We start from the raw sequence: 24,364 nt of genomic DNA, 5'->3' as shown, positions 1-24,364 counted from the left end.
GGTGGCGGGCTTTTCCGATCCCATAATCGCGGCCGGCGTCGCCGGCCTGCCGGCGCTCTACGCGGCGGGCGTCAGTCCCGTGGACGTGACCGAGGCCTATCTCGACCGCATCGAGCGGCTGAACCCGGCGATCAAGGCCGTGGTCGAGCTCGACGCGGCCGGCGCGCGCGCCGAGGCCCGGGCCAGCGCCCTGCGTTGGGCGGCGGGAACGCCGCTGTCGCCGATCGACGGCGCACCGATCGCCGTGAAGGCCAATATCGCCGTCGAGGGCCTGGTCCACAGCGCCGGGATCAAGGCCTATGCCCGCAACGTCGCGCCGGCCGATGCGGCCTGCGTGGCCCAGCTTCGGGCGGCCGGGGCGGTGATCCTCGGCACGCTGAACATGCACGAGGCCGCGCTGGGCGCGACCAACGACAACGTTTTCCTGGGGCGGTGCGAGAACCCGCACCGCGCAGGCTTCACCCCCGGCGGCTCGTCGGGCGGCTCGGCGGCGGCCGTCGCGGCGGGGCTGTGTGCGGCGGCCCTGGGCACCGACACCATGGGCAGCGTGCGGCTGCCGTCGTCCTATTGCGGCGTGGTCGGCTACAAGCCGGCCCTGGGCGCCATCGCCACCGACGGGGTCACGGCGCTGTCCTGGACGCTGGACCACGTGGGCGTCCACGCCCGCTCGGCGACCGACGCGGCCCTGGTCGCCCAGGCCTGCGGCGTCGATGCGCCGGCGACGCTGGACGGCCGGCCGCTGGCGGTGCTTGACCTGGACGGGCTGGTGAAGCTGGAGCCGGCGGTGGCCGACAACTTCGCCCGCACGCTGGACGCCCTGACGGCCGCCGGCTGGCGGATCGAGAAGCTGAGGATCGATGACCTGGACCTGGGCGCCCTGCGCCGCGCCGGTCTGCTGATCAGCGAGGTCGAGGGCGGAGTCGAGCATCGCCGCGCCCTGGCCCTGGACCCGGAAGGCTTCACGCCGGAGCTTCGGTCGCTGCTGGCCTGGGGCGCCCGGCAGACGCCGGCCAAGCTGGCCGAGGCCTATCGCCTGCTGGCCGAGACCTGGCGGACAATTCGTGCTGTAACAGCGCCTTACGCCGGACTTCTGACGCCGACCACGCCGCAGCACGCCTTCGCCTTCGACGGCCCCGTGCCCGCCAACCAGGCCGACCTGACGGCCCTGGGCAATGTGCTGGCCGCCCCGGCCTTCGCCCTGCCGGCGGGCGACGCCGACGGCCTGCCGCTGTCGCTGCAGGTGATCGCCTGGACCGACGGCGCCGCCCAGGCCCTGGCCGCGCGCCTGGCCGAAGCCCTGCCGCCCGCGACCGTTCCGGAGGCCTTCCGATGACCGCTTTCGCCGACGGCGCGCTGACCCTGACCATTGACGGCGACGTCGCGACTCTGGCTTTCGATCGGCCGGCCAAGCGCAACGCCATCGCCCTGGCCATGTGGCGCGCCCTGCCCGACGCCTGCGCGGCCTTCGCCGCCTCGGACGCCAAGGTGTTGATCGTCACCGGCCGCGGCGGCCACTTCGCCGCCGGCGCCGACATCGGCGAGTTCGAGGCGGTCTATGCGACGCCGGAAAGCGCGGCCGACTACAACGCCGCCATCGCGGCCGGGATCGGGGCGATCGCCGGGCTGGAGAAGCCGGTGCTGGCCGCCATCGAAGGCGCCTGCGTCGGCGGCGGCCTGGCCGTCGCCCTGGCCTGCGACCTGCGCATCGCCGCCTCGGACGCCCGCCTGGCCATCACGCCCGCCAAGCTCGGCTTGACCTACAGCCTGGAAGACACCAAGCGGCTCGTGGACGCTGTCGGCGCCTCGGCGGCCAAGGACATCCTGTTCACCGGACGGCTGCTGCGGGCCGAGGAAGCGCTGCGGCTGGGCCTGATCGATGCGGTGGAGACGGATGTTCCGGCCGCGGCGGCGGCCAAGGCGGCCGAGATCGCGGCGGCCTCGCAGCATTCGGTGCGGGCGATCAAGGCGACGATCCGGGCGATCCTGGCCGGCGCCGTCGAGGACGACGCGGCGACGCGAGCGGCCTTCGTGGCCTCGGTGTCGGGGCCGGATTTCATCGAGGGACGCACGGCGTTCCTGGCGAAGCGCAAGCCGGTGTTTCCGGGGCGGTGAGAGCTGCCTTTCGTCCCTCTCTCATCGAGAGAGGGAGGGGCCCGCGCCGAAGGCGTGGGAGGGTGAGAGGTTATAATCTCTCAGGATCGAGCGCGGTCGTTCCGCGCATGTTTGGTTGGCAAAAGCTTCGACGCTTCAAGGCGATGTCGCGGCCTGTTGAAGTCGGCCAGCGGTGAAACCTCTCACCCTCCCACCGCTTCGCGGCGGGCCCCTCCCTCTCTCTAAGAGAGAGGGATTTGCGTTTGGCGCTACCGCTGCAACTCCACCAACTCGTACCAGGTCTGCATATACCCGCCGACGCCGCCCTTCACGAAGAGCGAGTCCTCGTCTGCCGTGACCCACATGTCGTAGGTCGGATGCTCGCCGTCCTTGCTGACCATGCCGCCGTCCTCGCCGAGGAAACGGAAGTGGCGGCAGGCGAAGGTGCCGGCCGGGGTCGTGGCCTCTTCCTCGCCGACATACTCAAGCGTGATGCCGCTCTCGACGATCTGCGGCGGGGTGGCGCCGCGGTGATCGACCGAGGGCAGGAAAACCCGAAGCTTGCGCTTGTGCGGGCCTTTCGAGACGTCGATCACCTTGCACATGTAGGCGTCGCCGATGATCGGGTGGGTACCGAAGCCGTCGAAGTGGCCGTTCATCGGCACGCGCTGCGACAGGCGGCCGATCGACGGGCCGTAGCTTTCGCACTCGATGAAGTCCTCGCCGAAGCGGAACCAGCCCGAGCCCATGAACTTGTCGCCGACCGTCAGGCGCAGGTGGAAGTCCATCGGCCGGTTGTGCTCGTCGAGGGAGTAGACGGCGTCGCGCAGGACGGTGGGATCCGGCTCCTCGATCTCGCACTGGGCCCGGATAGTGACCTTGCCGTCGGTGTGGCGGGTCATGGCGAAGTACTCGCGGCCCCGCTCCTGGCCTTCACGGCCCGGCTTGCGCGAGGTGTAGAGGATCTTGCCGCGGATGGTCTGGTGCTTCATCGCCTCTCTCCTCAGAAGGCCGCCAGGCCGGTGATCGCCCGGCCCAGGATCAGGGCGTGGACGTCGGCCGCGCCTTCGTAGGTGTTGACCGTCTCGAGGTTGGCCGCGTGGCGCATCACATGGCTGGCGCCGGAGATGCCGGCCCCGCCGTGGATGTCGCGGGCCTCGCGGGCGATGATCAGGGCCTTGCCGCAGTTGTTGCGCTTCAGCAGGCTGATGGCCTCCGGAACCCAGTCGCCGGCGTCGAGGCGGCGGCCCAGGGCCAGGGCGCCCTCGAAGCCCAGCGCGATCTCGGTCTGCATGTCGGCCAGCTTCTTCTGGATCAGCTGGCGGGCGGCCAGCGGGCGGCCGAACACGACCCGGTCGGCGACATAGGCCGCGCTGGTCTCCAGGCAGAACCGCGCCGCGCCCATCGCGCCCCAGGCGATGCCGTAGCGGGCCTTGTTCAGGCACGAGAACGGACCGCGCAGGCCCTTGACGTTCGGCAGCATGGCGTCGGCCGGCACCAGCACGTCCTGCAGGACGATCTCGCCGGTGATCGAGGCGCGCAAGGACAGCTTGTCGTCGATCTTGGGGGTGGTGAAGCCCTCGGTCCCGCGCTCGACCAGGAAGCCGCGGATCTCGCCGTCGAGCTTGGCCCAGACCAGGGCGACGTCGGAGATCGGGCTGTTGGTGATCCACATCTTGGCGCCGTTCAGCACGTAGCCGCCGTCGACCTTGCGGGCCACGGTGCGCATCGAGCCGGGGTCGGAGCCGCCGTCGGCCTCGGTGAGACCGAAACAGCCGATCAGCTCGCCGCGGGCCATGCCCGGCAGCCACTTGCGCTTCTGCTCTTCCGAACCGAAGGCGTAGATCGGGTACATGACCAGCGAGGACTGCACGCTCATGGCCGAGCGATAGCCGCTGTCGACGGCCTCGATCTCGGCGGCGGCCAGGCCGTAGGCCACGTGGCTGACGCCGGCGCCGCCATATTCCTCCGGCAGGGTCGAGCCGAGCAGGCCAAGCTCGCCCATCTCGGTCATGATCTGGCGATCGAAACGGCCGTCGGCATAGGCGCTGACCACGCGCGGCAGCAGTTGCTCCTGGGCGTAGGCCCGGGCGGCGTCGCGGATCAGGCGCTCGTCCTCGGTCAGGCGGGCGTCGAGGGCGAGCGGGTCCTTCCAGTCGAAGGCGGGAATGGTGCGAGCGGCGTCGAGGGGCATCGTAGTCCTCCGGCGGCCGGAAATGACCGCACAGCAATTGATCTGAACTTCCGCCTTTCTAGCCGGGGGCCCCGCGCCTACCCCGGTCGCCGCTGAATTTGACCGGGAGGCGACTAGGTTGAGCGGACGAACTCTCGTCGAGAAGGTGATCGCCAAGGCCGCGGGCCTGCCGAGCGTGCGCGCCGGCGACCTCGTGACGGCCAAGGTGGATCTGGCCTTCGCGCACGACAGCAGCGGCCCGCGCCGCTGGCGTCCGCTGCTGGAAGAGCTGGGCGTGGGCCTGTGGGACCCGTCCAAGGTGGCCATCGTCTCCGACCACTACGTGCCGGCCGTCGACGCGGAATCGGCGGCGATCCTGAAAGGGACCCGCGATTTCGCCCGCGACTATGGCGTCTCCAGCTTCTTCGACATGGTCGGCATCTGCCACCTCGTCCTGCCCGAGCACGGCCTGATCCGTCCGGGCGCCTTCATCGCTGGCGGCGACAGCCACACCCCGACGGCCGGGGCCTTCGGGGCCTATGCGGCCGGCTATGGCGCCACCGACATGGCCGCCATCGCCGCCACCGGCGAGACCTGGCTGGCCGTGCCGGAGACCATTCGCGTGGAATGGACCGGCGCCTTCCAGCCGGGCGTTACGGCCAAGGACGTCATGCTGTTCCTGTGCCGGGAACTCGGCATGGACAACGCCTTCAAGGCGGTGGAATTCGCCGGCCCGCTGGTCGAGGCCATGCCGATGGCCGAGCGTATGGTGCTGGCCAACATGGCCGCCGAACTGGGCGCCGAGACCGGCGTCGTGGCGCCGGACGCGACGACCTTCGCCTATCTGGCCGCGCGCGGCGCGCCGGTGGCCGACGAGGCGGCGGCCCTGGCCCTGCATTCGGATCCCGACGCGACCTACGCCGCCGTCCATCGCTTCGACGCGTCGGATTTGTCGCCGCAGATCGCCGCCCCGCACTCGCCGGCCAACACCCGCGACGCGACCGAGTTCGCGCAGATCCGCATCGACCAGGCCTATATCGGCGCCTGCGTCGGGGCCAAGATCGAGGACCTGCGCATGGCCGCCGCCGTACTGAAGGGCCGCCGCGTGGCCCCGGGCGTGCGGCTGCTGGTGGCCCCGGGTTCGGCCCGGACGGCGGAACTGGCCGCGCGCGAAGGCGTGATGGAGACCCTGCTGGCGGCCGGCGCGGTGCTGATGCCGTCGGGCTGCGGGGCTTGCGCCGGCATGGGCGCGGGGATCCTGGCCGAGGGCGAGACCTGCATCTCGTCGACCAACCGCAACTTCCAGGGCCGCATGGGCCATGCGGGGGCCAACGTCTATCTCGGCTCGCCCTACGCCGTGGCCGCCGCCGCGACGGCCGGCCGCATCGTCGATCCCCGCCCCTATCTGACGGGAGCCGCCTGATGTCTCGCGCCTTCGTCTTCGGCGACGCCATCGACACCGACCTGCTCGCCCCGGGCAACCTGATGAAGCTGCCGCCGGCCGAGCTGGCGCAGCATTGCCTCAAGGCGATCGCCCCGGACTTCGCCAGCACGGTGCGCCCGGGCGACGTGGTGTTCGCCGGCGCAAACTTCGGCCTCGGCTCGTCGCGCGAGCAGGCGGCCGTCTCCCTTCGACTCCTTGGCGTCTCTGCGGTGCTGGCGACCTCGTTCGCCCGCATCTTCTACCGCAACGCCATCAACCTCGGCTTGCCGGCCTTCGTGTTTCCCCAGGTCGGCGAGATGACGGACGGCGATCGGATCCTTCTGGATCCGGTCGCTGGACGCCTCGAGAACATCACCACGGGCAAGACCTACGCCCTGACGCCGATCCCGCCGCACCTGATGGCGATGATCGACGACGGCGGCCTGATCCCGCACCTGAAACGACGCCTGAAGGGAGCCGCCGCATGAGCCTGCGCGACCGCCTCGCCCAAGACACGCCGCTGCTGGCCCCCGGCGCCTACGACGCCCTGTCCGCCCTGCTGATCGAGCAGGCCGGGTTCGAGGCCATCTATCTGTCCGGCGCCTCGATCGCCTACACCCAGCTGGGCCGGCCCGACATCGGCCTGGTGTCGTTCGATCATGTGGCCGACGTGGTCGGCCGGGTGTCCGAGCGGGTGAACCTGCCGCTGATCGTCGATGGCGACACCGGGTTCGGCAACGCCGTCAACGTGCAGCGCACGGTGCGGATCTTCGAGCGCATGGGGGCTTCGGCGATCCAGCTCGAGGACCAGACCTTCCCCAAGAAGTGCGGGCACCTGTCGGACAAGGGCCTGGTCTCGACCCAGGAGATGTCGGGCAAGATCCGCGCGGCGCTCGACGCCCGGGCCAGCGACCAGACCCTGATCATCGCCCGCACCGACGCCATCGGCGTCGAAGGCTTCGAAGCCGCGCTCGACCGCGCCCACGCCTATGTCGAGGCCGGCGCCGACGTGCTGTTCGTCGAGGCCCCGCGCACCATCGGCGAGATGAGCGCCATCGCCCACGCTTTCGCTGGCAGGGTTCCGCTGCTGGCCAACATGGTCGAGGGCGGCAAGACCCCGCTGCTGGACGTGACGGAACTGGGCAATATCGGCTTCAAGCTGGTGATCTCGCCCGGCGCCCTGGTGCGGGCCCTGGTTCCGACGGCCGAGGCCTTCCTGGCCAGCCTGAAGGCCAATGGCGCGACCCGTCCGTTCGCAGAGCGGATGATCGACATGGGCGGGGTGAACGACCGCATCGGCCTTGCTGAAATGGTCGAGACCGGCGCGGCCTACGCCGCCGGCTGAGTGGAGCGTCAGATGCAGGCCGATCCCAATCTCTACGACCATTGGCCCTACAGAGACCGACCCAAGATCGTCTGGCCGGACGGCAAGAAGCTGGCCTTCTGGATCGCGCCCAACATCGAATATTACGAGTTCGATCCGCCCAAGAACCCGCAGCGTCCGGGCTGGCCCAAGCCCTCGCCGGACGTCGTCGGCTATTCGCAGCGCGACTGGGGCAACCGGGTCGGCCACTGGCGGCTGATGGAGCTGCTCGACAAGTACGGCATGCGCGGCTCGATCTCACTGTCGGTCGGGCTGCTCGACCACCACCCGGAGATCATCGAGGCCTGCGTGGCGCGGAACTGGGAGTTCTTCAGCCACGGCATCTACAACACCCGCTTCTCCTACGGCATGGACGAGGCCCAGGAACGGGCGGTGATCGAGGATTCGATCCGCTCGGTCGAGGCCGCCACCGGCCAGCGGATCCGCGGCTACCTGGCCCCGGCCCTGACCCACACCGAGAAGACCTTCGACCTGATGGCCGAAAACGACTTCTGGTACACCTGCGACCTCTTCCAGGACGACCAGCCCCAGCCGGTGAAGACCAAGACCGGCAAGCTGATCTCGATGCCCTATTCGCTGGAGGTCAACGACGTCATCACCTACGGCGCGCTGTCGATGAGCCCGTGGCGCTATGCCGACGTGCTCAAGCGCCACTTCGACCAGTTGCTGGAGGAAGGTGAGAAGTCGGGGACGGTGATGTGTATCCCGCTGCACGCCTATCTCGTCAGCCAGCCGCACCGCATCCGGCCGTTCGAGGAGGCCCTGCGCCACATCGCCGGCCACGACGAGGTGTGGATCACCACGGCCCGCGAGATAGCGCAGCACTATCGCGACCACTACTTCGACCAGACCGTGGCCGACATCGCCGCGCGCGGCCTGGCCACGCCAGGAACGGGGTTCGACCATGCCGCTGCCTGACGAGCACCTGATCTATCCGCACCGGTCCTACGGTATGGACCAGGACCGCTACGCCTGGCGGCCCTCGACCGTGCGCGCCCCGATAGCCTGGCCGAACGGCGCGGCCGTGGCGGCGATGATCGTCGTGCCGATCGAGCACCATCCGCTCAACCCGCCGGGCAAGCCGTTCAAGCACCCCGGCGCCATGGTCACCCCCTATCCGGACCTGCGCCACTACACGACGCGCGACTACGGCAACCGGGTGGGCGTCTACCGCATCCTCGACGCCCTGAAGGCGGCGGGGTTGAAGGCGACCTTCCCGATCAACGCCGACCAGCTGGAGCGGCTGAAGCCCCTGGTCGAGGCGATCTTGGCCGACGGCCACGAGATCGCCGCCTATGGCCTATCGACCACCCACATCCACTGGGGCGGCCTGGACCGCGAGACCGAAGCCGCCTGGGTGTCCGAGGTGCGGGCTCGGTTCGACGCGGCGGGGCTGTCGCCGCGTGCTTGGCTCAGCCCGGCCCGGCAGCAGTCGTTCGCGACGCTCGACCTGATCCGCGCGGCGGGCTTCGACATCTGCCTCGACTGGGAGCAGGACGAGGTTCCGGTAGCGATGAAGACCGACGCCGGCGAGGTGATCGGCCTGCCGCTGTCCAATGAACTCGACGACCGCGCCCTGATGATCGACCGTCGGCAGACCGAGGACGAATGGGCGGGCCAGGTGCTGGAAGCGGCCGCTTACCTGGCCGACGGCGCCGAGCGGTTCGGCGGGCGAGTGCTGGGCTTCACCCTGACGCCGTACGTGACCGGGCAGCCGTTCCGGATCTCAGCGCTGCGGCGGTTACTGGCGGGGCTGGGGAAGATCGGCGTGCGGGCGATGACGGCGAGCGAGGTCGCCTCCTGATCCTTCTCCCCTTGCGGGAGAAGGTGTCGACGAAGTCGACGGATGAGGGGGCGCACGGACGGTTCTGAGAGACCCCTCACCCGACCTCCTTCGGAGGCCACCCTCTCCCGCAAGGGGAGAGGGATCAGAGAATGAGCCCCATCGCGATGTCGTCCTCGAACGTCCCGTCCGGGAAGCGTCCGCGCTTGGCCAGCCGCCCTTCCTCGCGAAACCCCAGCCGCTCATAGAGGCGCAGGGCCCCGGCATTGCCCGCGCCCGCATTGAGCTCCACCCGCACGATCGGCGGGTCCATCTCGCGCGCGGCGGCGAACAGCGCCTGGAACAGGGCCGAGCCGACGCCCCTGCCCCGCCAGTCCGGATGCACGGCCACGGTCAGGTCGGACAGCACGTGCGAGAACAGCTTCACCGGAATGCGGACGGCGTGGATCTCGCCGATGACGCCGCCGGCCGCGTCGACCGCCACCAGGCCGACGCCATCGGCCAGGGCCTCGTGCAGGATCCGGTCGATATAGGCGTCGGTGATCTCTTCGGGCCGGCGCGCGATGCCGCCGGGAATGGCCGCCGTGGCGCGATGGACGGCGACGATCGGGATCGCGTCGTAGGCGCGGGTCGGGCGGATCGAGAAGCTCATGCGTCTCTCTGGAACGGATAGAAGCCGTCGCCGAGGTCGAGGATGCCGGTCAACTCGTCCAGGGCCTCGCGGCTTTCGATCAGCAGCGACGGATCGGCGAGATCGGCCGGCGCCAGGCGGTCGCGATAGCGGCGCTGGCCCCAGTCGGCGAGGCGTTCGTGCAGCACGGCGTCAAAGCGCTGGGCGGGGTTGGCGGCGGCAAGCTCGTCGTCGGTCAGCACCACCCGCAAGCGCAGGCAGGCCGGACCGCCGCCGTTGCGCATACTCTGGCGGACATCGGCATACTCCACCCGCCCGATCGGGCCGTTGGAGGCGACAAGGCCCTCGGCGACCGCGCGGGCGCGGGGATTGTCGCGGGTCTCGCCGGGGGCCAGCAAGACGAGGCGGTCCTCGCCGGGCAGGACGAGGAGCTGGGAGTTGAAGAGGTAGCTCTTCACCAGGTCCTCGATCGGCAGGTCGGCCTCGGAAACCTCGACGAACACCGGCTCGAACAGGCCCTCGGCGGCGCGGCGGACGTCGGCCTCCATCGCGGCGCGGTCCTCGAAGGCGGCCTCGTGGAAGAACAGGGTCTCGCGCGTGCCGATGCAGACGACGTCGTTGTGGAAGGCTCCGCCGGCGATGGCGCGGCGGCCCTGGCGGGGAAAGACCGCGCGGGCGGCGGCGTGGCGGCGCTGGATGGCCTCGAAGGCCTCGCGGGTCTGGCGGGCCGGATAGGCGCCGCTCCAGTGCTCCCAGGCCTCGCGGCCCCAGACGAACAGGTTGACGCCGCTTGCGCCGTGGTCGGCGCAGAGCCGCACGTGATTGGCCGCGCCCTCGTCGGCGAAGTGCGGCTGCGTCGGCAGGGGATCGTGGACGGCGAAGCGGGTCTCGTCCGGAAACAGCCGGCGCAGGGACCGGGCGGTCTGCTGGCCTTCCAGGCTGCGGTGCAGGTTGGTCAGTAGGTTGGCGGGCGTGAAGTGGACCCGGCCGTCGGCCGTATCGGCGCTGGGCGTCACCGTGGCGGCGTTGGCGGCCCACATCGGCGAGGCCGAGCAGGCGGCGGCGGCCAAGGCCGGGGCGGTCTTCCAGGCGCTCTCGATGACGGCGGCGTCGGAGCCGGTGAAACCGATCGCCTTCAGGAACCCGACGTCCGGCCGCTCGTGCGGCGGCAGCACGAACTCCGGCACGCCCCAGTCGGCCAGGCGGCGCATCTTGTCGAGGCCCTCCAGCACCGCCGCGCGCGGGTTAGAGACCTGTCCGGCGTTGACCTGGCTGGCGATGTTGCCGGGCGACAGGCCGACATAGGAGTGGGTCGGGCCGACCAAGCCGTCGCAATTGGCCTCGATCGCCGTCATGGACGAAGGCCCTTGATGTCGCCGGTGGTGTCGAGCACCGCCCCGGCCTCGAAGCTGGCCATCGGATAGGCGCAGTAGTCGGCGGCGTAGTAGGCGCTGGGCCGATGGTTGCCCGAGGCCCCGAGGCCGCCGAACGGCATGGTTCCGGCAGCCCCGGTGGTCGGGCGGTTGAGGTTGACGACCCCGGCCCGGATCCGCGCCAGGAAGCGGTCCCACAGCGCCGGGTTCTCGCTGACGAGGCCCGCCGACAGGCCGTAGCGAGTGGCGTTGGCTGCGACGAGGGCTTCGTCGAACGAGGCCACGCGGCGCACCTGCAGGACCGGGGCGAAGATCTCGTCGTCGGGCACATCGACGCCGGTGACGTCGATCAGGCCCGGCGAGACGAAGGCGCCCGACAGGCCCTCCACGCGGCCTGGCTCCAGCAGACGTTGGCCCTCGATGCGGCCGGCGGCGGCCAGGGCGTGGCCGGCGGCGCGTTCGGAAATCAGCGGACCCATGAACGGCTCGTCGCCGTTCCAGGGGCCGATCGTCAGCTTCGGGACCAGGGCCGCCACCGCCTCGATGATCGCCTGGCCTTCCGAACCGTCGGGCACGATCAGCCGGCGGGCGCAGGAGCAGCGCTGGCCGGTGGTGATGAACGCCGACTGCGCCACCAGGGCCGCGACGGCGGCCGGATCGCCCGCCTGCCAGGCGACCAGCGGATTGTTGCCGCCCAGCTCCAGGGCCAGGATCACGTCGGGCCGACCGGCGAAGTGGCGGCGGAAGAAGGTCCCCGCCTGGGCCGAGCCGGTGAACAGCAGGCCGTCGATCTCCTGGTCGATCAGGGCCTGGCCGACCTCGCGGCCGCCTTGCACCAGATTGACGACGCCGGCGGGCACACCCGCCGCCTCCAGGGCCTCGACCAGCAGCTGGCCGGCCAGGGGCGTCTCTTCCGAGGGCTTGAAGACCACGGTGTCGCCGGCCAGCAGGGCCGGCACGATGTGGCCGTTGGGCAGGTGGCCCGGGAAGTTGAACGGCCCCAGCACCGCCATGACCCCGTGCGGGCGGTGGCGCAGCACCGCGCGGCCGAAGGGCATGGCGTTTTCGGCGACGCCCGTGCGCTCGTCATAGGCCTTGATCGAGGCGTCGACCTTGCCGGCCATCGAGCCGATTTCGGCCTTGGTCTCCCACAGCGCCTTGCCGGTCTCGCGGCTCAGGGCCTCGGCGTAAGACGCGGACCGCTCGACGAGCACCTCCTTGTAGCGGCGCAGGATGGCGATCCGCTCTTCGCGCGGCAGGTCGGCCCAGGGATGGAAGGCCTTGCGGGCCGCGGCGACGGCGGCCTCGACATCGACGGACGAGGCCGTGGCCTCGCGCCAGACCACCTCGCCGGTCGCCGGGTCGGTGGAGACGGCTTCGGGTCCCTGCCCGCTCTTCCAGATCCCGTCGATATAGACGCCGCTCATGCCTTCACCCGCACATAGTCGCCCTCGGCCACGCCCAGGGCGTCAGCCGCCTCGCGGCCCAGGATCGCCGCCTCGCCGTCGATCAGCACCGGCGCCCGCACGGCCCGGAAGCGCGAGACCTCGGTGGACGAGATCAGCGCCTCTTCGCCGAACGCGTCCTCGCCGATCTTCACCCGCAGGCGGCGTGCGTCACGCACCGTGCGGATGTCGTCGCGCGGCGCGGCCACGGTGGGGCCGGCGTCGAACAGGTCGACCAGGCCCTGGTAGCGGAAGCCCTCGCGCTCGAGCATAGCTCGGGCCGCCTCGCCGTCGCGGTGGACCTTGCCGATGACGTCGCGGGCGGCCGGGGCCAGGAGCTCGGTATAGATCGGGTGGCGCGGGGCCAGGTCGAGGATGAACTGCCCGTTGGTCGAGGCGCTCATCAGATCAGCCTGGTCGAACTCCAGCCGGAAGAACTTGCTGGCCGCGTGCTCCCAGAACGGACACGAGCCGTCGTCGTCGAACCAGCCGCGCAATTCGGCCAGCACCATCTCGGCGAAGCGCTGCGGCTCGATGCCGATCAGCATGTAGCGCGACTGGGCCAGCAGCCGCCCGGCCCCGCCCTTGCGCTTCTCGGGCCGCAGGAACAGCGAGCCGACCTCCGACCAGCCGGCGCATTCGTTCACCAGCACCAGGGCCTTGTGGTCGAAGCGCATCTCCAGCACTGGCGAGGACTGGGCCAGGGTCACCACCCGGAACGAGAAGAACGGCCGCTTTAGGCCGACGCTGGCCTTGACCCCGGCGACGCCGTCGATGACGCCGGTCTCCAGGTCTTCCAGCATCAGGGTGTACCAGGCCTCGGGCGGGGCGACGCCGGCCTGGAAGCTGGCTTCCGACAGGGCCAGGCGCTCGCGCAGGGTCGGCTCGTCCTCGGGCAGGCTGGTGAAGCCCCGGCCCGAGAGCTCGGCCAGTTCCATCAGGGAGTCGAAATCCGCCGAGCCGGCGGGACGCACGACGAGCATTCAGAGTGTCTCCGGTACGGCGACGGCCATGGCCGCGCGGATCGCCTGGGCGTCGATGTCACCGCTGGCGAGATTGATCAGGGTCAGGGCCGAGAGCTGGGCGCGCTCGACGAAGCTGGCGGGCCAGGCGTGCTCGGCCTCGCTGTGGATGTCGCCGCCGCGCACGCCCAGGCTGTCGATATTGGGCAGGCCCGAGGCGAACAGGTTGTTGCCCTCGCAGACGCCGCCGGACGGCTTCCAGGCGATGTCCTGGCCGAGCAGCGCGCCGACGTCCCTCACCGCGCCGAACAGCTTCTCCTGGGCGGCGTTGAACGGCTTGGCGCCGCGAGTGATGCGCCCGTGAAGGTGGGCGTGCAGGCCGTCGCTTTTCGTGGAGGCGACGATCTCGGCGATCTCGCCCTCCAGCCAGGCGGCGTCGGCGGCCGAGGGGAAGCGGACGTTGAAGCGCAGCACGGCGATGTCGGGCACCATGTTCAGCGGCGAACCGCCGTCGATCTTGGCGATGTTGAGGGTCACGCCCTCGCGCCGGCCGTTGAGGGCGTGCAGGGCCTGGGCCAAGCGCGCGGCCTCCATCACCGCGTTGCGGCCCGAGGCGAAGTCGCGGCCGGCGTGGGCGGCGCGGCCGTGGACCACGACGTGAAAATTGCCCGAGCCCTTGCGGACGCTGGCCAGCGCCCCGTCGGCCAGGGCCGGCTCATAGGTCAGGCCCACATGGCCCAGCCGCGCGAAGTCGGCCAGGACGGGGGCGGAGGCAATGGAGCCGATCTCCTCGTCCGGCGATAGCAGCACGCGATAGCCGAGATTGGACGCCTTCGGGTGGCGCTCGAAGGCCTCCAGGGCCGCCAGCATCACCGAGATCCCGCCCTTCATGTCAGCGATGCCCGGACCGTGCAGGGCGCCGTCGGCGCGGGTGCTGACGGTCTGGAACGCCGAGGTCTCCGGATAGACGGTGTCGTAGTGGCCGGTCAGCACGACCTGGACCTTCGCCTCGGGCCGCACGACCAAGGCGATGGCCGGCGGATGGGTCTGCTCGACCTGGCGGCCATCGGCGGCGATCTCCGGCGAGGCGGTCAGCGGGATTTCGGCAGGCGCGGCGGGCAGCATGGAGAAGGCCTCGACCAGAACCTGCCTTTGCCGCTCCAGGCCCGCGAGGTGGCGGCTGCCCGAGTTGATGGCGCACCAGGCCACGGCCCGGTCGATCATCCGAGGTCCGTCGGCGGCCAGGCTCCCCAGCACGGCCCGATCTTCGTCGTAGATCCGCATGGATTCGATGTCTCCCTTGGCCAAGCCTAGTCCAAGGGCCGCGGGCAAAACGTGCTTTCCTCCAAGAGGGAAACCGGGCGCCCGCGCAACAGCCTTGCCCTACCTATAGTTCTTTCGCCATTTCACTGAAAGCTTGGCGTCGCCGTCGCCGCCCAGGCGCGAGACCAGCGACAGCGCCCGGCGGATGCGCCATTCGACCTGGGCCGCCGGCCCTTCGCGGCCGCCGCCGATGATCTCCACATAGACGTCGTCGGTCACGTACTTGCCGCCGGCCACGGTCATGCCCGTCGTGCCCTCGGCGAAGGCCAGGCGATCCAGGCGCGCGAAGCTGCGCAGGTTGCCGATGACGTCGAAGCCGCCGCCGCCGGCCAGCGAGGCGAGCGCGGAGGCGAGCTGGGCGGCCTCGATCGGCGACAGCTGGGCCGCCGAGGCGCCGAACAGCACCTGCGACAGCACCTCGTCCTGCGGCAGTTCCGGCGTCGAGGTCAGGGTGATTTCCGGCTTGGCGGCCGTGCCCCCCACCTTGATCACCGCCGTCAGGGCGTCGTCCTCGCGGGTCGCGGTCAGGTCGAGACGGATGCGCTCCAACTGGGTCGCCAGGCGCACGACGCCGTCGTCGTCGAACTCGAAGCGCTTGCCGGCGAAGTCGTATTCGCCGCGCACCACCCGGGCGACGCCGTCCAGCACCGGGCTGGCGGTGGTGCCGCCGACATGGGCGTCCAGCGACAGCTCGACGTCCAGCCCCCTGCCCTTGACGAAGATCCGCCGCGGGGCTTTCAGCGTGACGTCCAGGGCCATGCCGGAATCGGCCTTGCGCTGGCGGACCTCGACGCCCTGGACCAGGTCCTGCGGGCGATTGCGCTCGATGACGTCCATCGAGACGACGCCGGCCGGGGTCTTGGACTGGGCCGAGACGTCGGCGCGGTCGATGGTCAGGGCCCCGGTCAGCTTCACCTTGCCGGCGGAGTCGCGGTTGATCGTCGTCTGGCCGGTGGCCGAAGCCTTGGCCAGCTCGTTGTCGATGACCTGGAAGTTCTTCATATCGAGGCGGAAGCTGCCGACGCCGTCGCGCGCCAGGCTGATCCGCCCCTGGCCCGACACCGTGCCGCCGCGCCCGTCGGCACCCTGGGCCTGGCTGACGTCGATGGCGTTGTCGGCAAGGGCCAGGGTGATGGCCACGTCCTGCAGGCGAAGACCGGACTGCCCGTCCTCGAACTTGCCGCCGGTCAGGGCGGCGCGGCCGATCAGCCGTGGATCGGCCAGGGTGCCCGCCAGCGTTCCCTCGGCGTCGATCTTGCCCGACAGGCCGCGCTCGGGACCGATCAGCAGGTCCCACAGCGGCTTGATCTCGCCCTGGGCCAGGAACCGGCCCTGAACCGCGCGGCGGCGGTCGATGGCCAGGCGGAACGGCTTGGCCGAGGCTTCGGTCGGCAGGGTCAGGTCGGCTTCCGCCTTGAGGCCCTGGGGATTGGAGCCACTGGCCTTGATGGTCATCACCCGGTCGCGCAGGTCGCCGTGGATGGTGGCGTCCAGGGACTGGTTGGCCTTGGCGCCGCGCTCGCGGGCGCCGGAGAGATTGGCGTCCAGCTCGCCGTCCAGCGCCTCGCCCTGGCCGCGCATCGACACCCGCGCGTCGATGCGGCCGGCGAGATCGGGATTGAGCGCCGTCAGGCTGACGCCCACCAGGTCGCCGCGAAGCGTGGCGACGTCGCCGCCGATGTCGAGATCCAGGTCGGCCCGTCCGTCGCCGACGTTCAGCCGCAGCAGGCTGGTCGTGCGCGGCCCGCCGAAGCGGATTTGCGCCGTCTCGCGGGTCGAGATCTCGGTGCGGGCCATGCGGCCCTTGGCGTCGAGGGTCAGCAGATAGTCTTCGGCCTGCTGGGCGAGGACGCCGGTCCCGGCCAGGTTCCAGCGACCGGCAGGGGCCTCGCCGCGGGCGTCGAGGGTCAGCGGCAGGCGGCTCATCGGCCCTGAAGCCTTGATCGTGGCGTTGCGCAGCTTCCAGGCGCCGCCGGCGACGTCCTGGGCGACGAGGTCGAGCGTGGCGTTGGGTCCGCCGGGGGCGTCGACCAGCTTGACCGCGCCCTTCACCGAGCCCTGGGCCAGGAAGGCGCCGGGGCCGACGGCCACGGTCAGGTCGGCGGTCGCGGGGCGACCGTCGCGCAGGGAGGCCGCGCCCTGGGCCTTCAGCCCGCCGGCGTCGATATCGAGGTCGGAGAGCTCCAGGCCGCCGGGCGCGAAGCGGAAGGCGGTCTTGCCGCGCGCGGGGCCGTAGGTGCTGGTCGCCTGGAGGTCGGCCGTCCCGTCGGCGCCGTCGGGGCGCTTGGCGAAGGTCAGGGCCAGCCTGGCGTCCTTCAGCGGCAGGCGCGGCAGGTCGATGCTGTCGAAGGCGGCCTTCAGGTCTGCGCGTGGAGCGGCCAGCGTGCCGGTGATCGCGCCGTCGCCCGTGGCCTTGCCGCTGACCTCGACCGGGCCGGCGCCGAACGGTCCCTCGGCCGACCAGTCGAGCTTGAAGGCCAGGGCGCCGCCGGGGTTCATGACGCCGGAAGCCTTGGCGCGGGCGGCCGAGCCGTCCAGCTTGGCCTCGGCCACCGACAGCTTGCCGTTGTCCCAGGCCGCGCGGGCGCTGAGCTTGGGCGCGGCGCCGAGCAGGCGGTCGAGCTCGGCAAGGCCGCTGGCGAAGCCGCTTCCCCTGGCGTCGGCGGTGAAGTTCCAGGGCTTGTTGTGGGCCTGGCTGGCCGACCACTTGATGTCGGCCGCGCCCTTCATGCCTGGGCGGACCGGCGTCAGCGACGCGACCTTGGCCGAGCCGTCGAAGGACAGGCCGCCCAGGATGCCGCGCTCGCCCTTGCCGTCGACGACCAGGTTGGGAGCGACGATCTTGGCGCGCTTGATCAGGAAGCGGCCGTCCTTCAGCCGCGCCCCCTCGAACTCGGCCTTGGGCGCGCGGCCCAGCGGCGCCAGCAGTCCCTCGCCCGCCCCGCCCTCGCCCGAAGCCGAAGCGCGGATGGTCAGCTCGCCCTTCTTCCAGCCGACGAAGGCCGGCCCCTTGGCGCGCGCCAGGCGGTAGCCGAACAGCTCCAGATTGGCGACGTCGGCCGGCCCCTCGACCGAGAAGCCGTCGGCGCCGAGCTTGAAGACGCCCTGGGCCTTGGCCGCGCCCATCTTCGGGATCGGGGTGATCTTGGACAGATCCTTGACCGCCGCCGAGAAGGTCAGCCCCTCGGGCGCGGTGCGGCGCTGGCTGATGTCGGCCAGGCCCTTGGCGTCGAGGATGAGGTTCGGGGCGCGCAGCTTCAGGGACAGGTCGGTGGAGGCCCCGGCCTTCGTGCCGACCAGGTCGACATCGACCGTCGCGCCGAACATCCGCTCATAGAGGTCGGTGTGGCTGGAGGCCGACAGGTCGACATGGCCGCTGGCCGAGCCGCCCTGGGCGGTCCAAGCCCCGCCGGCCCGCAGCGGAACGGTGTCGCCGCTCTGGGCGCGGACCGTGAAGGCGCCGGCCTGCGTCGTGCCGTTGGCCTTGGCGTCGAGCTGGAAGGTGCGGTCGGCGGGCAGGCCGAGACTGCCGGCCAGGGCCCCACCCTTGGCTTCGCGGCCGGTGGCGGTCAGCAGCAGGGTCTGGTCGCGGCCCAGGTCGAAGACTAGGTCCAGATGATCGCCCGGATGCAGGCGACTGGCGGCCGACAGCCGTCCGGCCTGTCCGCCCAGACGCGCCATCTCGAACGCCCCGGAGACGTCGAAATCACCGGCGACGTTGCTGAACGCCGGCCGGGAAACCAGGCGCAGCTTGAAGGCGTCGAGGTCCACCGAGACCGGCGCGGCGCTGGATTTGCCCTTGGGCCCGAGCGTCGGGCGGCGCACCAGGGTCACCTGCCGCGCCTCGATGTTGTCGGCATGGAAGCGCCGCCACCACAGCTCGCGCGGACGCCAGACGACCCGCAGGTCGGCGCCCTCCAGCCAGACGCCCTTCTCGTCGGAGATGGTCAGGCGGCGCACGCCGAAGTCACGCCAGATGTCGCCCGACAGGCCCTCGATCTTCAGCGTGCCGATGCGGCCGAGCTTGAGGCCGCTGGTGCGGGCTTCCAGGAAGGCCCGGCCCTGCGGGGTGATGACGCCGTAGCGCACCACGCCCAGGAACAGGGCGACGATGGCGACCAGGGTCACCGAGACGATGATCAGCCAGCCGGGTCCGCCGATGCGGCGCGCGACCTTGACCGCGGCCTCTGCGACCTGCTCGACGGGCTCTGGCGGCGGGGCTGCGTCGGTCAAAAGCTCTGCCCGATGCTGAGATAGATCTGGAAGGCCGGGTCGCCCTTGCGCTTTTCCAGCGGCACAGCAAAGTCGGCGCGGATGGGGCCAAAGCCCAGGTCGTAGCGGACGCCGAAGCCGACCCCGGCGCTGAAATCGTCGGCGCTGGGCGTGGGCTCGATCCCCACGGCGCCGGCGTCGAGGAAGAACACCCCGCCCCAGCGCTCGGTGAAGCGATGGCGCACTTCGAGGGAGGCCTCGAACAGCGACAGTCCACCCTGGGGGGTGTTGTCCGACAGGCGCGGGCCGATGGCCTGGTAGGCGTAGCCGCGCACAGAGCCGCCGCCGCCCGAATAGAAGCGCCGCGAGGCCGGGACTTCGGGCATGGTGCCGCCCAGCATGGCGCCCAGCTTCACCCGGCCCGCCAGCACGGTCTTGGCGTCGTCCCCGAACGGCAGATAAGCCGAGCCCTGGGCCTGGGTGCGGATGTAGACGAGGCTGGTGTCGCCGGTGATCGCCGTCGGCTCCGCCCGCGCCTCGACCCGCCAGCCCTTCTTGGGGTCGAGGATGCTGTCGGAATGATCCCAGGCATAGGCGGTCAGGGCCGTGAAGGTGGCCAGGTTCAGCCTCTGGCCGACCGTGCCGCCGCTGGCCGTGGTCAGTTCGGTGGTCTGCGACAGGTCCAGCGACAGGCCGTAGGTCTGGTAGCGCGTGGCCTGCAGGCGCCGCGTCAGGTCGGCGCTGAAGGTGGCGCCGGTTTCGTCATAGGCGTCGGTGGTTTCGCCGAACACCTTGCTGGTCAGCTTCAGGGTCTGCTGCGGTCGGCCCCAGTGCGGCAGGGCCACCGAGCCCTCGAGGCTCTTTTCCAGCTTGGCCACCTGGGTGGTGATCGTCGTGGTGTCGGCCCGGCGCAGGCGGTTGTAGCGGATCCATTTGACGTCGACGCCGGGACCTTCGCTGGTCGAATAGCCGGCGCCAAATTCTAGCGTCCGCGAGGCGCGGTCGGCCAGGGTCACCTGGATCGGACGCAGGCCGCTGGGCAGGGCCTTGTCCTTGGAGGCCAGGGCCACCGAGACGGTGTCGTAGACCCCAGTGTCGCGCAGCCGGCGCTCCAGCTCGGCGATGTCTTCCGGATCGTAGACGTCGCCTTCCGTCCACGGCGCCAGGCGCCGCAGCCAGACGATGTTGGTGCGGCCCTTGGTCGACAGCTCCACCCCGTCGACCTTCACCAGCTCGCCCGAGGCGATGACGAAGGTCGGACGGACGGTGTGGTCGGCGTGGTCGACGATCACCTGGCGCGGATCGGCCATGGCGTCGGCATAGCCCAACTTCTGGACCTGGGCGACGGCGCGGCCCTCGGCCCCGAGCACCTCGGCGGCGCGGCCGGCCGCGCCCTCGGTCAGGCCCAGCACCGAGAAGGCCCTTTCGCGCACGCCCTCGTCCGGCGGCTCGCCCGACCAGTCGATACGCGGATCGGCGAAGACGAACAGCGGCCCGGGCGTGACCTTGACCACGCCGCGCGGCGGATCGGCCTCGGTGACGTCGGGCTCGACGACATAGGCGTAGTAGCCCTCGGCGCGCAGGACGGCGACGGCGTCGTCGGCGGCGTCGCGAGCGCGGCGTCGCGCCTCGGAGCGGCTGCCCGGAGGACCGTCCGACTCGGTCAGGGCGCGCTGGATCGACTCGCGCAGAGCGCGATCCTCGACGCCCGTGATGGTCGCCGAAGGCTCGTCCGCTCGCGCCTGGGACGCCAAGGCCGCCACCACGGCGACCACGCCCAGGACTGTCGTCTTACGCACCAAGCCTTCGTCCCCGCGCGGAGCGCCCCCTGGCCTCGTGTAGTCGGGCGCTTCACGCCTGTCACGCCGCGAAATGCGGCGAGGACAAACGATGGCGCCTTCTCAGCCCTGGCAAATGGCGCCCAAATGATGAGCAGTCGTGCGCATCGGCGGGGCGGAGCACGAAATCCGCCACGGCCGGTCCCGAGGCGTTCTAGGATTCGATCGGCTGGCGGAGTTTCCCCGACGGCCCAAGATGCGGACAACACAGCGTGGACAGCGGCGTGGCGGCGAAAATACAAAGTCTGGACGAGGCCCCGACCCTGCCGATGACGGGGGCGGCGTACCTGCCGGGCGTGGCCTATGACGAGATGTTCGCCGCCGGCGGCGACGTGCGGGCCCACTACGCCCCGTTGCAGACCCGGATGGCGACGCTGGGCGCCTCGGCCCTGGCCGACCGGCAGAAGACGCTGGAACGCTCGTTCCTGCTGCAGGGCATCACCTTCACCGTCTACGGGGCCGGCAGCGCCACCGAGCGGATCATCCCGACCGACCTGTTCCCGCGAATCATCCCGGCCGCCGAGTGGGCCAAGATCGAATCAGGCCTGACCCAGCGCCTGCAGGCGCTGAACATGTTCCTGGCCGACATCTACGGCGAGCAGCAGATCCTGATGGACGGGGTGGTGCCCCGCGACCTGGTGCTGGGCGCGCCCTCGTACCGGCGCGAGATGCAGAACCTCTACGTGCCGCACAAGTCGTACGCCAATGTCTGCGGCAGCGACCTGATCCGCGGCCAGGACGGTCAGTTCGCCGTGCTGGAGGACAATCTGCGCGTCCCCTCGGGCGTGTCCTACATGCTGGCCAATCGCGACGCGGCCAAGCGCACCTTCCCGGGCACCTATCGCGAGGCCGGCGTGCGGCCAGTCGAGCGCTATCCCGACCTGCTGCTCGCGACGCTGAAGAGCATGAGCGCCGACTGGCGGTCGGACCCGCAGGTCGTGGTGCTGACCCCCGGCGTCTACAACAGCGCCTACTACGAGCACGCCTATCTGGCCCGCTTGATGGGCGTGCCGCTGGTCGAGGGCCGCGATCTCGTGGTCCACGACAACATGGTCTACATGCGCACCACCACCGGCCTGCGCCGGGTGGACGTGATCTATCGCCGGGTCGACGACGACTTCATCGACCCCCTCACCTTCCGTCGGGATTCGTCGCTGGGGGCCGCTGGCCTGTTCAACGCCTATCGCGCCGGCAACGTGGTGATCTGCAACGCCCCGGGCACGGGGGTCGCCGACGACAAGGCCGTCTACGCCTTCGTGCCGGACATCATCCGCTACTACTTGGGCGAGGACCCAATCCTGCCCAATATCGAGACCTACCTCTGCCGCGAGAAGAGCCAGCTCAGCCACGTGCTGGCCAATCTCGACAAGCTGGTGGTCAAGGCCGTGGGGGCCTCGGGCGGCTATGGCATGCTGGTGGGACCACATGCCTCGGCCCAGGAGCGCGCCGAGTTCGCCGAGGCGCTGAAGGCCGATCCGGCCAACTACATCGCCCAGCCGACCATCCAGCTGTCGACCGCGCCCTGCCTGGTCGACGGCCGCATCGAACCGCGCCACGTCGACCTGCGCCCGTTCATCCTCTGCGGCGAGAAGACCATCGTCACGCCGGGCGCCCTCACCCGCGTCGCGCTGAAGCGCGGCTCGCTGGTCGTGAACTCCAGCCAGGGCGGCGGCTCCAAGGACACCTGGGTGCTGGCCGAGGAGAACGGCCACAACGGAAACGGCAACGGCCAGAAGGGAAACGGTCAATGATGCTGGCTCGGGTCGCCGACAGCCTCTACTGGCTGGGCCGCTACATCGAGCGCGCCGAACACCTGTCGCGCCTGTCGAGCGTGATGCTGAACGCCACGCTCGACCAGACCGATTCCGGGGTCCAGGCCGTGTGGATCGCCCTGTCGGCCGTCGGCGACAGCGAGACCGGCAAGGTCTCGCCCTATGACGCCGCCCGCGCCCTGGTGCTCGACCGCGCAGATCCCAATTCGGTGGTGTCGTCCCTGACCATGGCCCGCGAAAACGCCCGCCAGGTGCGCGACCAGATCACAACCGAGACCTGGGAGCGGCTGAACCTGCTCTATCTGCGGGTCACCGACGAGAACGCAGAGACCGAGTTCGCCGACAATTCGACCGCCTTCCTGCACGACGTGATCGCCGACGTGCACCTGTTCAAGGGCGCGGCCGACGCCACCATGAGCCATGGCGAGAGCTGGCGGTTCATGATGCTGGGCATGTACCTGGAGCGCGCCCAGCTGTCTGCGAGCCTGCTGGAGGTCTGTTTCGCCCCGACGCCGGGCCGCGAGATCAACGACCATCTGGCCCTGGTCAGCCTGCTGCGCATGGCCTGCGCGCTCGAACCGTACCTGCGGGTCTACACCGCCGAGATCGAGCCGCGGCACATCCTGGAGTTCCTGGTCTTCGACGAGGACTTCCCGCGCTCGATCCGCTTTTCCACCTCGCGCATCGAGGAGCACCTGATCGCCCTGGCCCGCCACGTCGAGGCCGCCGGCCGCGCCGCGCCCGAACGGCTGGCCGGCAAGCTGAAGGCCCGTCTCCAATTCGCCGACGTCGACGAGTTGGAGGCCGGCGGCGCCGGCTCGCTGCTGACCACGGTGGTCAACGAATGCGCCCGCATCCACGAAGCGATCTACGAGACCTTCGTGGCCTACCCCCTCGAACTGCGACTGCCGGCCTGATCCCATGCTGCTCGAAATCCGCCACGTCACCCAGTACCACTACGAGCGGCCTGTCCGCGAAAGCCTGATGGAGCTGTGGATGCAGCCCCAGAAGGGCGCGCGCCAGCGGCTGGTCAGCTTCGAGCTCGACATCGAGCCGGCCGCCCAGCTGTTCTCCTACGCCGACAGCTTCGGCAACGCGGTCTATCACTTCGACGTGCCCCATCCGCACGACCGCCTGACCATCATCGCCCGCTCGGCGGTGGAGACCGAGCGGGTGCTCGAATTCCCCGACAAGCTGGACCTGGGCGAATGGGACCGGCTGCGCAGCGAGTTCGTGCGCGGCGAGTGCTTCGACTTCCTGCGGCCGCACGGCTTCGTGCAGACCACCGAACTGCTGCAAGCGTTCATCGCCAAGCACGACCTGGAGGCCCTGCGCCGCCTGGATCCGCTGACGGCGCTGCGGCGGCTGAACGAGACCCTCTACCAGTCGTTCGGCTACCAGCCCGGCGTCACCGACGCCGACAGCCCGATCGACCTGGCCCTGGAGGCCGGCAGCGGCGTTTGCCAGGACTTCGCCCACATCATGCTGGCCATCTGCCGCAGCTGGGGCCTGCCGGCGCGCTATGTGTCGGGCTACCTGTTCACCGACCGCGACGCCGGCGACCGCTCGGATCCGGACGCCACCCACGCCTGGATCGAGGTGTTCCTGCCGAGCCTGCGCTGGGTGGGCTTCGATCCGACCAACAACTGCCTGACGGGCGAGCGGCACGTGGCCGTGGCGGTCGGCCGCGACTATGCCGACGTCACCCCCTCGCGCGGCGTCTACAAGGGCGACGCAGAGAGCCATCTGGCGGTGGGCGTGACGGTGCGCCGGGCCCGCGCGGCCCTGGCAGAGCCGGAGTTCCTGCGCCTGGCCCGCCCTGCCGCCTTCGGCGGCCGCCGCCGCGGCGGCGACGCGGCGGCCCATCAGGACCAGCAGCGTCAGCAGCAACAACAGTAAGTTCGAGCCCACTTTTAAGCCCGTCATTCCCGCCCTTGTGGCGGGAACCCCTCTG

The 24,364-nt window shown here is 70.6% G+C and carries 19 protein-coding genes; 10 read left to right on the top strand and 9 right to left on the bottom strand.

Annotation, left to right across the window (positions count from 1 at the left end):
* Position 1 precedes the first annotated feature (1 nt).
* Together I4Q42_RS12090 and I4Q42_RS12085 are read left to right on the top strand one after the other, a co-directional pair.
* Entirely contained in the window at positions 2-1,333 is a 1,332-nt protein-coding gene (locus I4Q42_RS12090; protein ID WP_198576323.1) for an amidase, read from the top strand.
* Positions 1,330-2,112, top strand: a complete 783-nt coding sequence (locus I4Q42_RS12085) for an enoyl-CoA hydratase-related protein (protein ID WP_198576322.1) — start codon at positions 1,330-1,332, stop codon at positions 2,110-2,112. The genes I4Q42_RS12090 and I4Q42_RS12085 overlap by 4 nt, the downstream gene beginning before the upstream one ends.
* A gap of 248 nt (positions 2,113-2,360) precedes the next feature.
* Here the strand turns inward: I4Q42_RS12085 and I4Q42_RS12080 are convergent, their stop codons facing one another.
* Complete coding sequence (locus I4Q42_RS12080; RefSeq protein WP_198576321.1) at positions 2,361-3,083, bottom strand: DUF3108 domain-containing protein; 723 nt, start codon at positions 3,081-3,083, stop codon at positions 2,361-2,363.
* 11 nt (positions 3,084-3,094) lie between these two features.
* Entirely contained in the window at positions 3,095-4,285 is a 1,191-nt protein-coding gene (locus tag I4Q42_RS12075; RefSeq protein WP_198576320.1) for an acyl-CoA dehydrogenase, read from the bottom strand.
* Between the two features lie 118 nt (positions 4,286-4,403).
* On the opposite strand from I4Q42_RS12075, the gene I4Q42_RS12070 reads away from it, so the two are divergent.
* From I4Q42_RS12070 to I4Q42_RS12050, 5 genes are read left to right on the top strand one after another with little or no spacing between them, the layout of a single operon-like run.
* Complete coding sequence (locus I4Q42_RS12070; protein ID WP_198576319.1) at positions 4,404-5,687, top strand: aconitase/3-isopropylmalate dehydratase large subunit family protein; 1,284 nt, start codon at positions 4,404-4,406, stop codon at positions 5,685-5,687.
* Positions 5,687-6,175, top strand: a complete 489-nt coding sequence (locus I4Q42_RS12065; protein ID WP_232793070.1) for a LeuD/DmdB family oxidoreductase small subunit — start codon at positions 5,687-5,689, stop codon at positions 6,173-6,175. Before I4Q42_RS12070 ends, I4Q42_RS12065 begins: the two co-directional genes overlap by 1 nt.
* Positions 6,172-7,032: an isocitrate lyase/PEP mutase family protein gene (locus tag I4Q42_RS12060; RefSeq protein WP_198576318.1), complete on the top strand. Its 861-nt coding sequence runs from the start codon at positions 6,172-6,174 to the stop codon at positions 7,030-7,032. The genes I4Q42_RS12065 and I4Q42_RS12060 overlap by 4 nt, the downstream gene beginning before the upstream one ends.
* 12 nt (positions 7,033-7,044) lie before the next feature.
* Complete coding sequence (locus I4Q42_RS12055; RefSeq protein WP_198576317.1) at positions 7,045-7,989, top strand: polysaccharide deacetylase family protein; 945 nt, start codon at positions 7,045-7,047, stop codon at positions 7,987-7,989.
* The gene (locus I4Q42_RS12050) at positions 7,976-8,875 is read left to right on the top strand and encodes a polysaccharide deacetylase family protein (RefSeq protein ID WP_198576316.1); all 900 of its coding nucleotides are present in this window, start codon (positions 7,976-7,978) and stop codon (positions 8,873-8,875) included. Before I4Q42_RS12055 ends, I4Q42_RS12050 begins: the two co-directional genes overlap by 14 nt.
* A 124-nt stretch (positions 8,876-8,999) precedes the next feature.
* Here I4Q42_RS12050 and I4Q42_RS12045 read toward each other — a convergent pair whose 3' ends face one another.
* From I4Q42_RS12045 to I4Q42_RS12015, 7 genes are all read right to left on the bottom strand, one after another.
* Positions 9,000-9,506 carry a GNAT family N-acetyltransferase gene (locus I4Q42_RS12045; RefSeq protein ID WP_198576315.1) on the bottom strand — a complete coding sequence of 169 codons (507 nt, stop codon included), beginning with the start codon at positions 9,504-9,506 and terminating at the stop codon, positions 9,000-9,002.
* Positions 9,503-10,840, bottom strand: coding sequence for an N-succinylarginine dihydrolase (locus I4Q42_RS12040; protein WP_198576314.1), 1,338 nt, complete (start codon positions 10,838-10,840; stop codon positions 9,503-9,505). The genes I4Q42_RS12045 and I4Q42_RS12040 overlap by 4 nt, the downstream gene beginning before the upstream one ends.
* Positions 10,837-12,285, bottom strand: a complete 1,449-nt coding sequence (astD, locus tag I4Q42_RS12035; RefSeq protein ID WP_198576313.1) for a succinylglutamate-semialdehyde dehydrogenase — start codon at positions 12,283-12,285, stop codon at positions 10,837-10,839. The genes I4Q42_RS12040 and astD overlap by 4 nt, the downstream gene beginning before the upstream one ends.
* Complete coding sequence (locus I4Q42_RS12030; RefSeq protein ID WP_198576312.1) at positions 12,282-13,286, bottom strand: arginine N-succinyltransferase; 1,005 nt, start codon at positions 13,284-13,286, stop codon at positions 12,282-12,284. The genes astD and I4Q42_RS12030 overlap by 4 nt, the downstream gene beginning before the upstream one ends.
* The gene (locus I4Q42_RS12025; RefSeq protein WP_198576311.1) at positions 13,287-14,549 is read right to left on the bottom strand and encodes a hydrolase; all 1,263 of its coding nucleotides are present in this window, start codon (positions 14,547-14,549) and stop codon (positions 13,287-13,289) included.
* A 99-nt stretch (positions 14,550-14,648) separates the two neighbouring features.
* On the bottom strand, positions 14,649-18,821 hold the full coding sequence (locus I4Q42_RS12020; RefSeq protein WP_198576310.1) for a translocation/assembly module TamB domain-containing protein: 4,173 nt from the start codon (positions 18,819-18,821) through the stop codon (positions 14,649-14,651).
* Complete coding sequence (locus tag I4Q42_RS12015) at positions 18,818-20,599, bottom strand: autotransporter assembly complex family protein (RefSeq protein WP_332873072.1); 1,782 nt, start codon at positions 20,597-20,599, stop codon at positions 18,818-18,820. The genes I4Q42_RS12020 and I4Q42_RS12015 overlap by 4 nt, the downstream gene beginning before the upstream one ends.
* 263 nt (positions 20,600-20,862) lie before the next feature.
* On the opposite strand from I4Q42_RS12015, the gene I4Q42_RS12010 reads away from it, so the two are divergent.
* Genes I4Q42_RS12010 through I4Q42_RS12000 form a run of 3 tightly spaced genes read left to right on the top strand, consistent with a single transcriptional unit; the run spans position 20,863 to position 24,309 of the window.
* Positions 20,863-22,389, top strand: coding sequence for a circularly permuted type 2 ATP-grasp protein (locus I4Q42_RS12010; protein WP_198576430.1), 1,527 nt, complete (start codon positions 20,863-20,865; stop codon positions 22,387-22,389).
* On the top strand, positions 22,386-23,327 hold the full coding sequence (locus I4Q42_RS12005; protein ID WP_198576308.1) for an alpha-E domain-containing protein: 942 nt from the start codon (positions 22,386-22,388) through the stop codon (positions 23,325-23,327). The genes I4Q42_RS12010 and I4Q42_RS12005 overlap by 4 nt, the downstream gene beginning before the upstream one ends.
* 4 nt (positions 23,328-23,331) lie before the next feature.
* A complete protein-coding gene (locus I4Q42_RS12000) occupies positions 23,332-24,309 on the top strand; it encodes a transglutaminase family protein (protein WP_198576307.1) in 978 nt (325 codons plus the stop codon).
* Positions 24,310-24,364 lie beyond the last annotated feature (55 nt).

Origin of the sequence: Caulobacter hibisci, from assembly GCF_016135805.1 — a bacterium.
In the GTDB taxonomy this organism is placed as follows: Bacteria; Pseudomonadota; Alphaproteobacteria; order Caulobacterales; family Caulobacteraceae; genus Caulobacter; species Caulobacter hibisci.
Note: the sequence above shows the minus strand (reverse complement) of the source record. Positions and strands in the feature narration are given on the sequence as shown.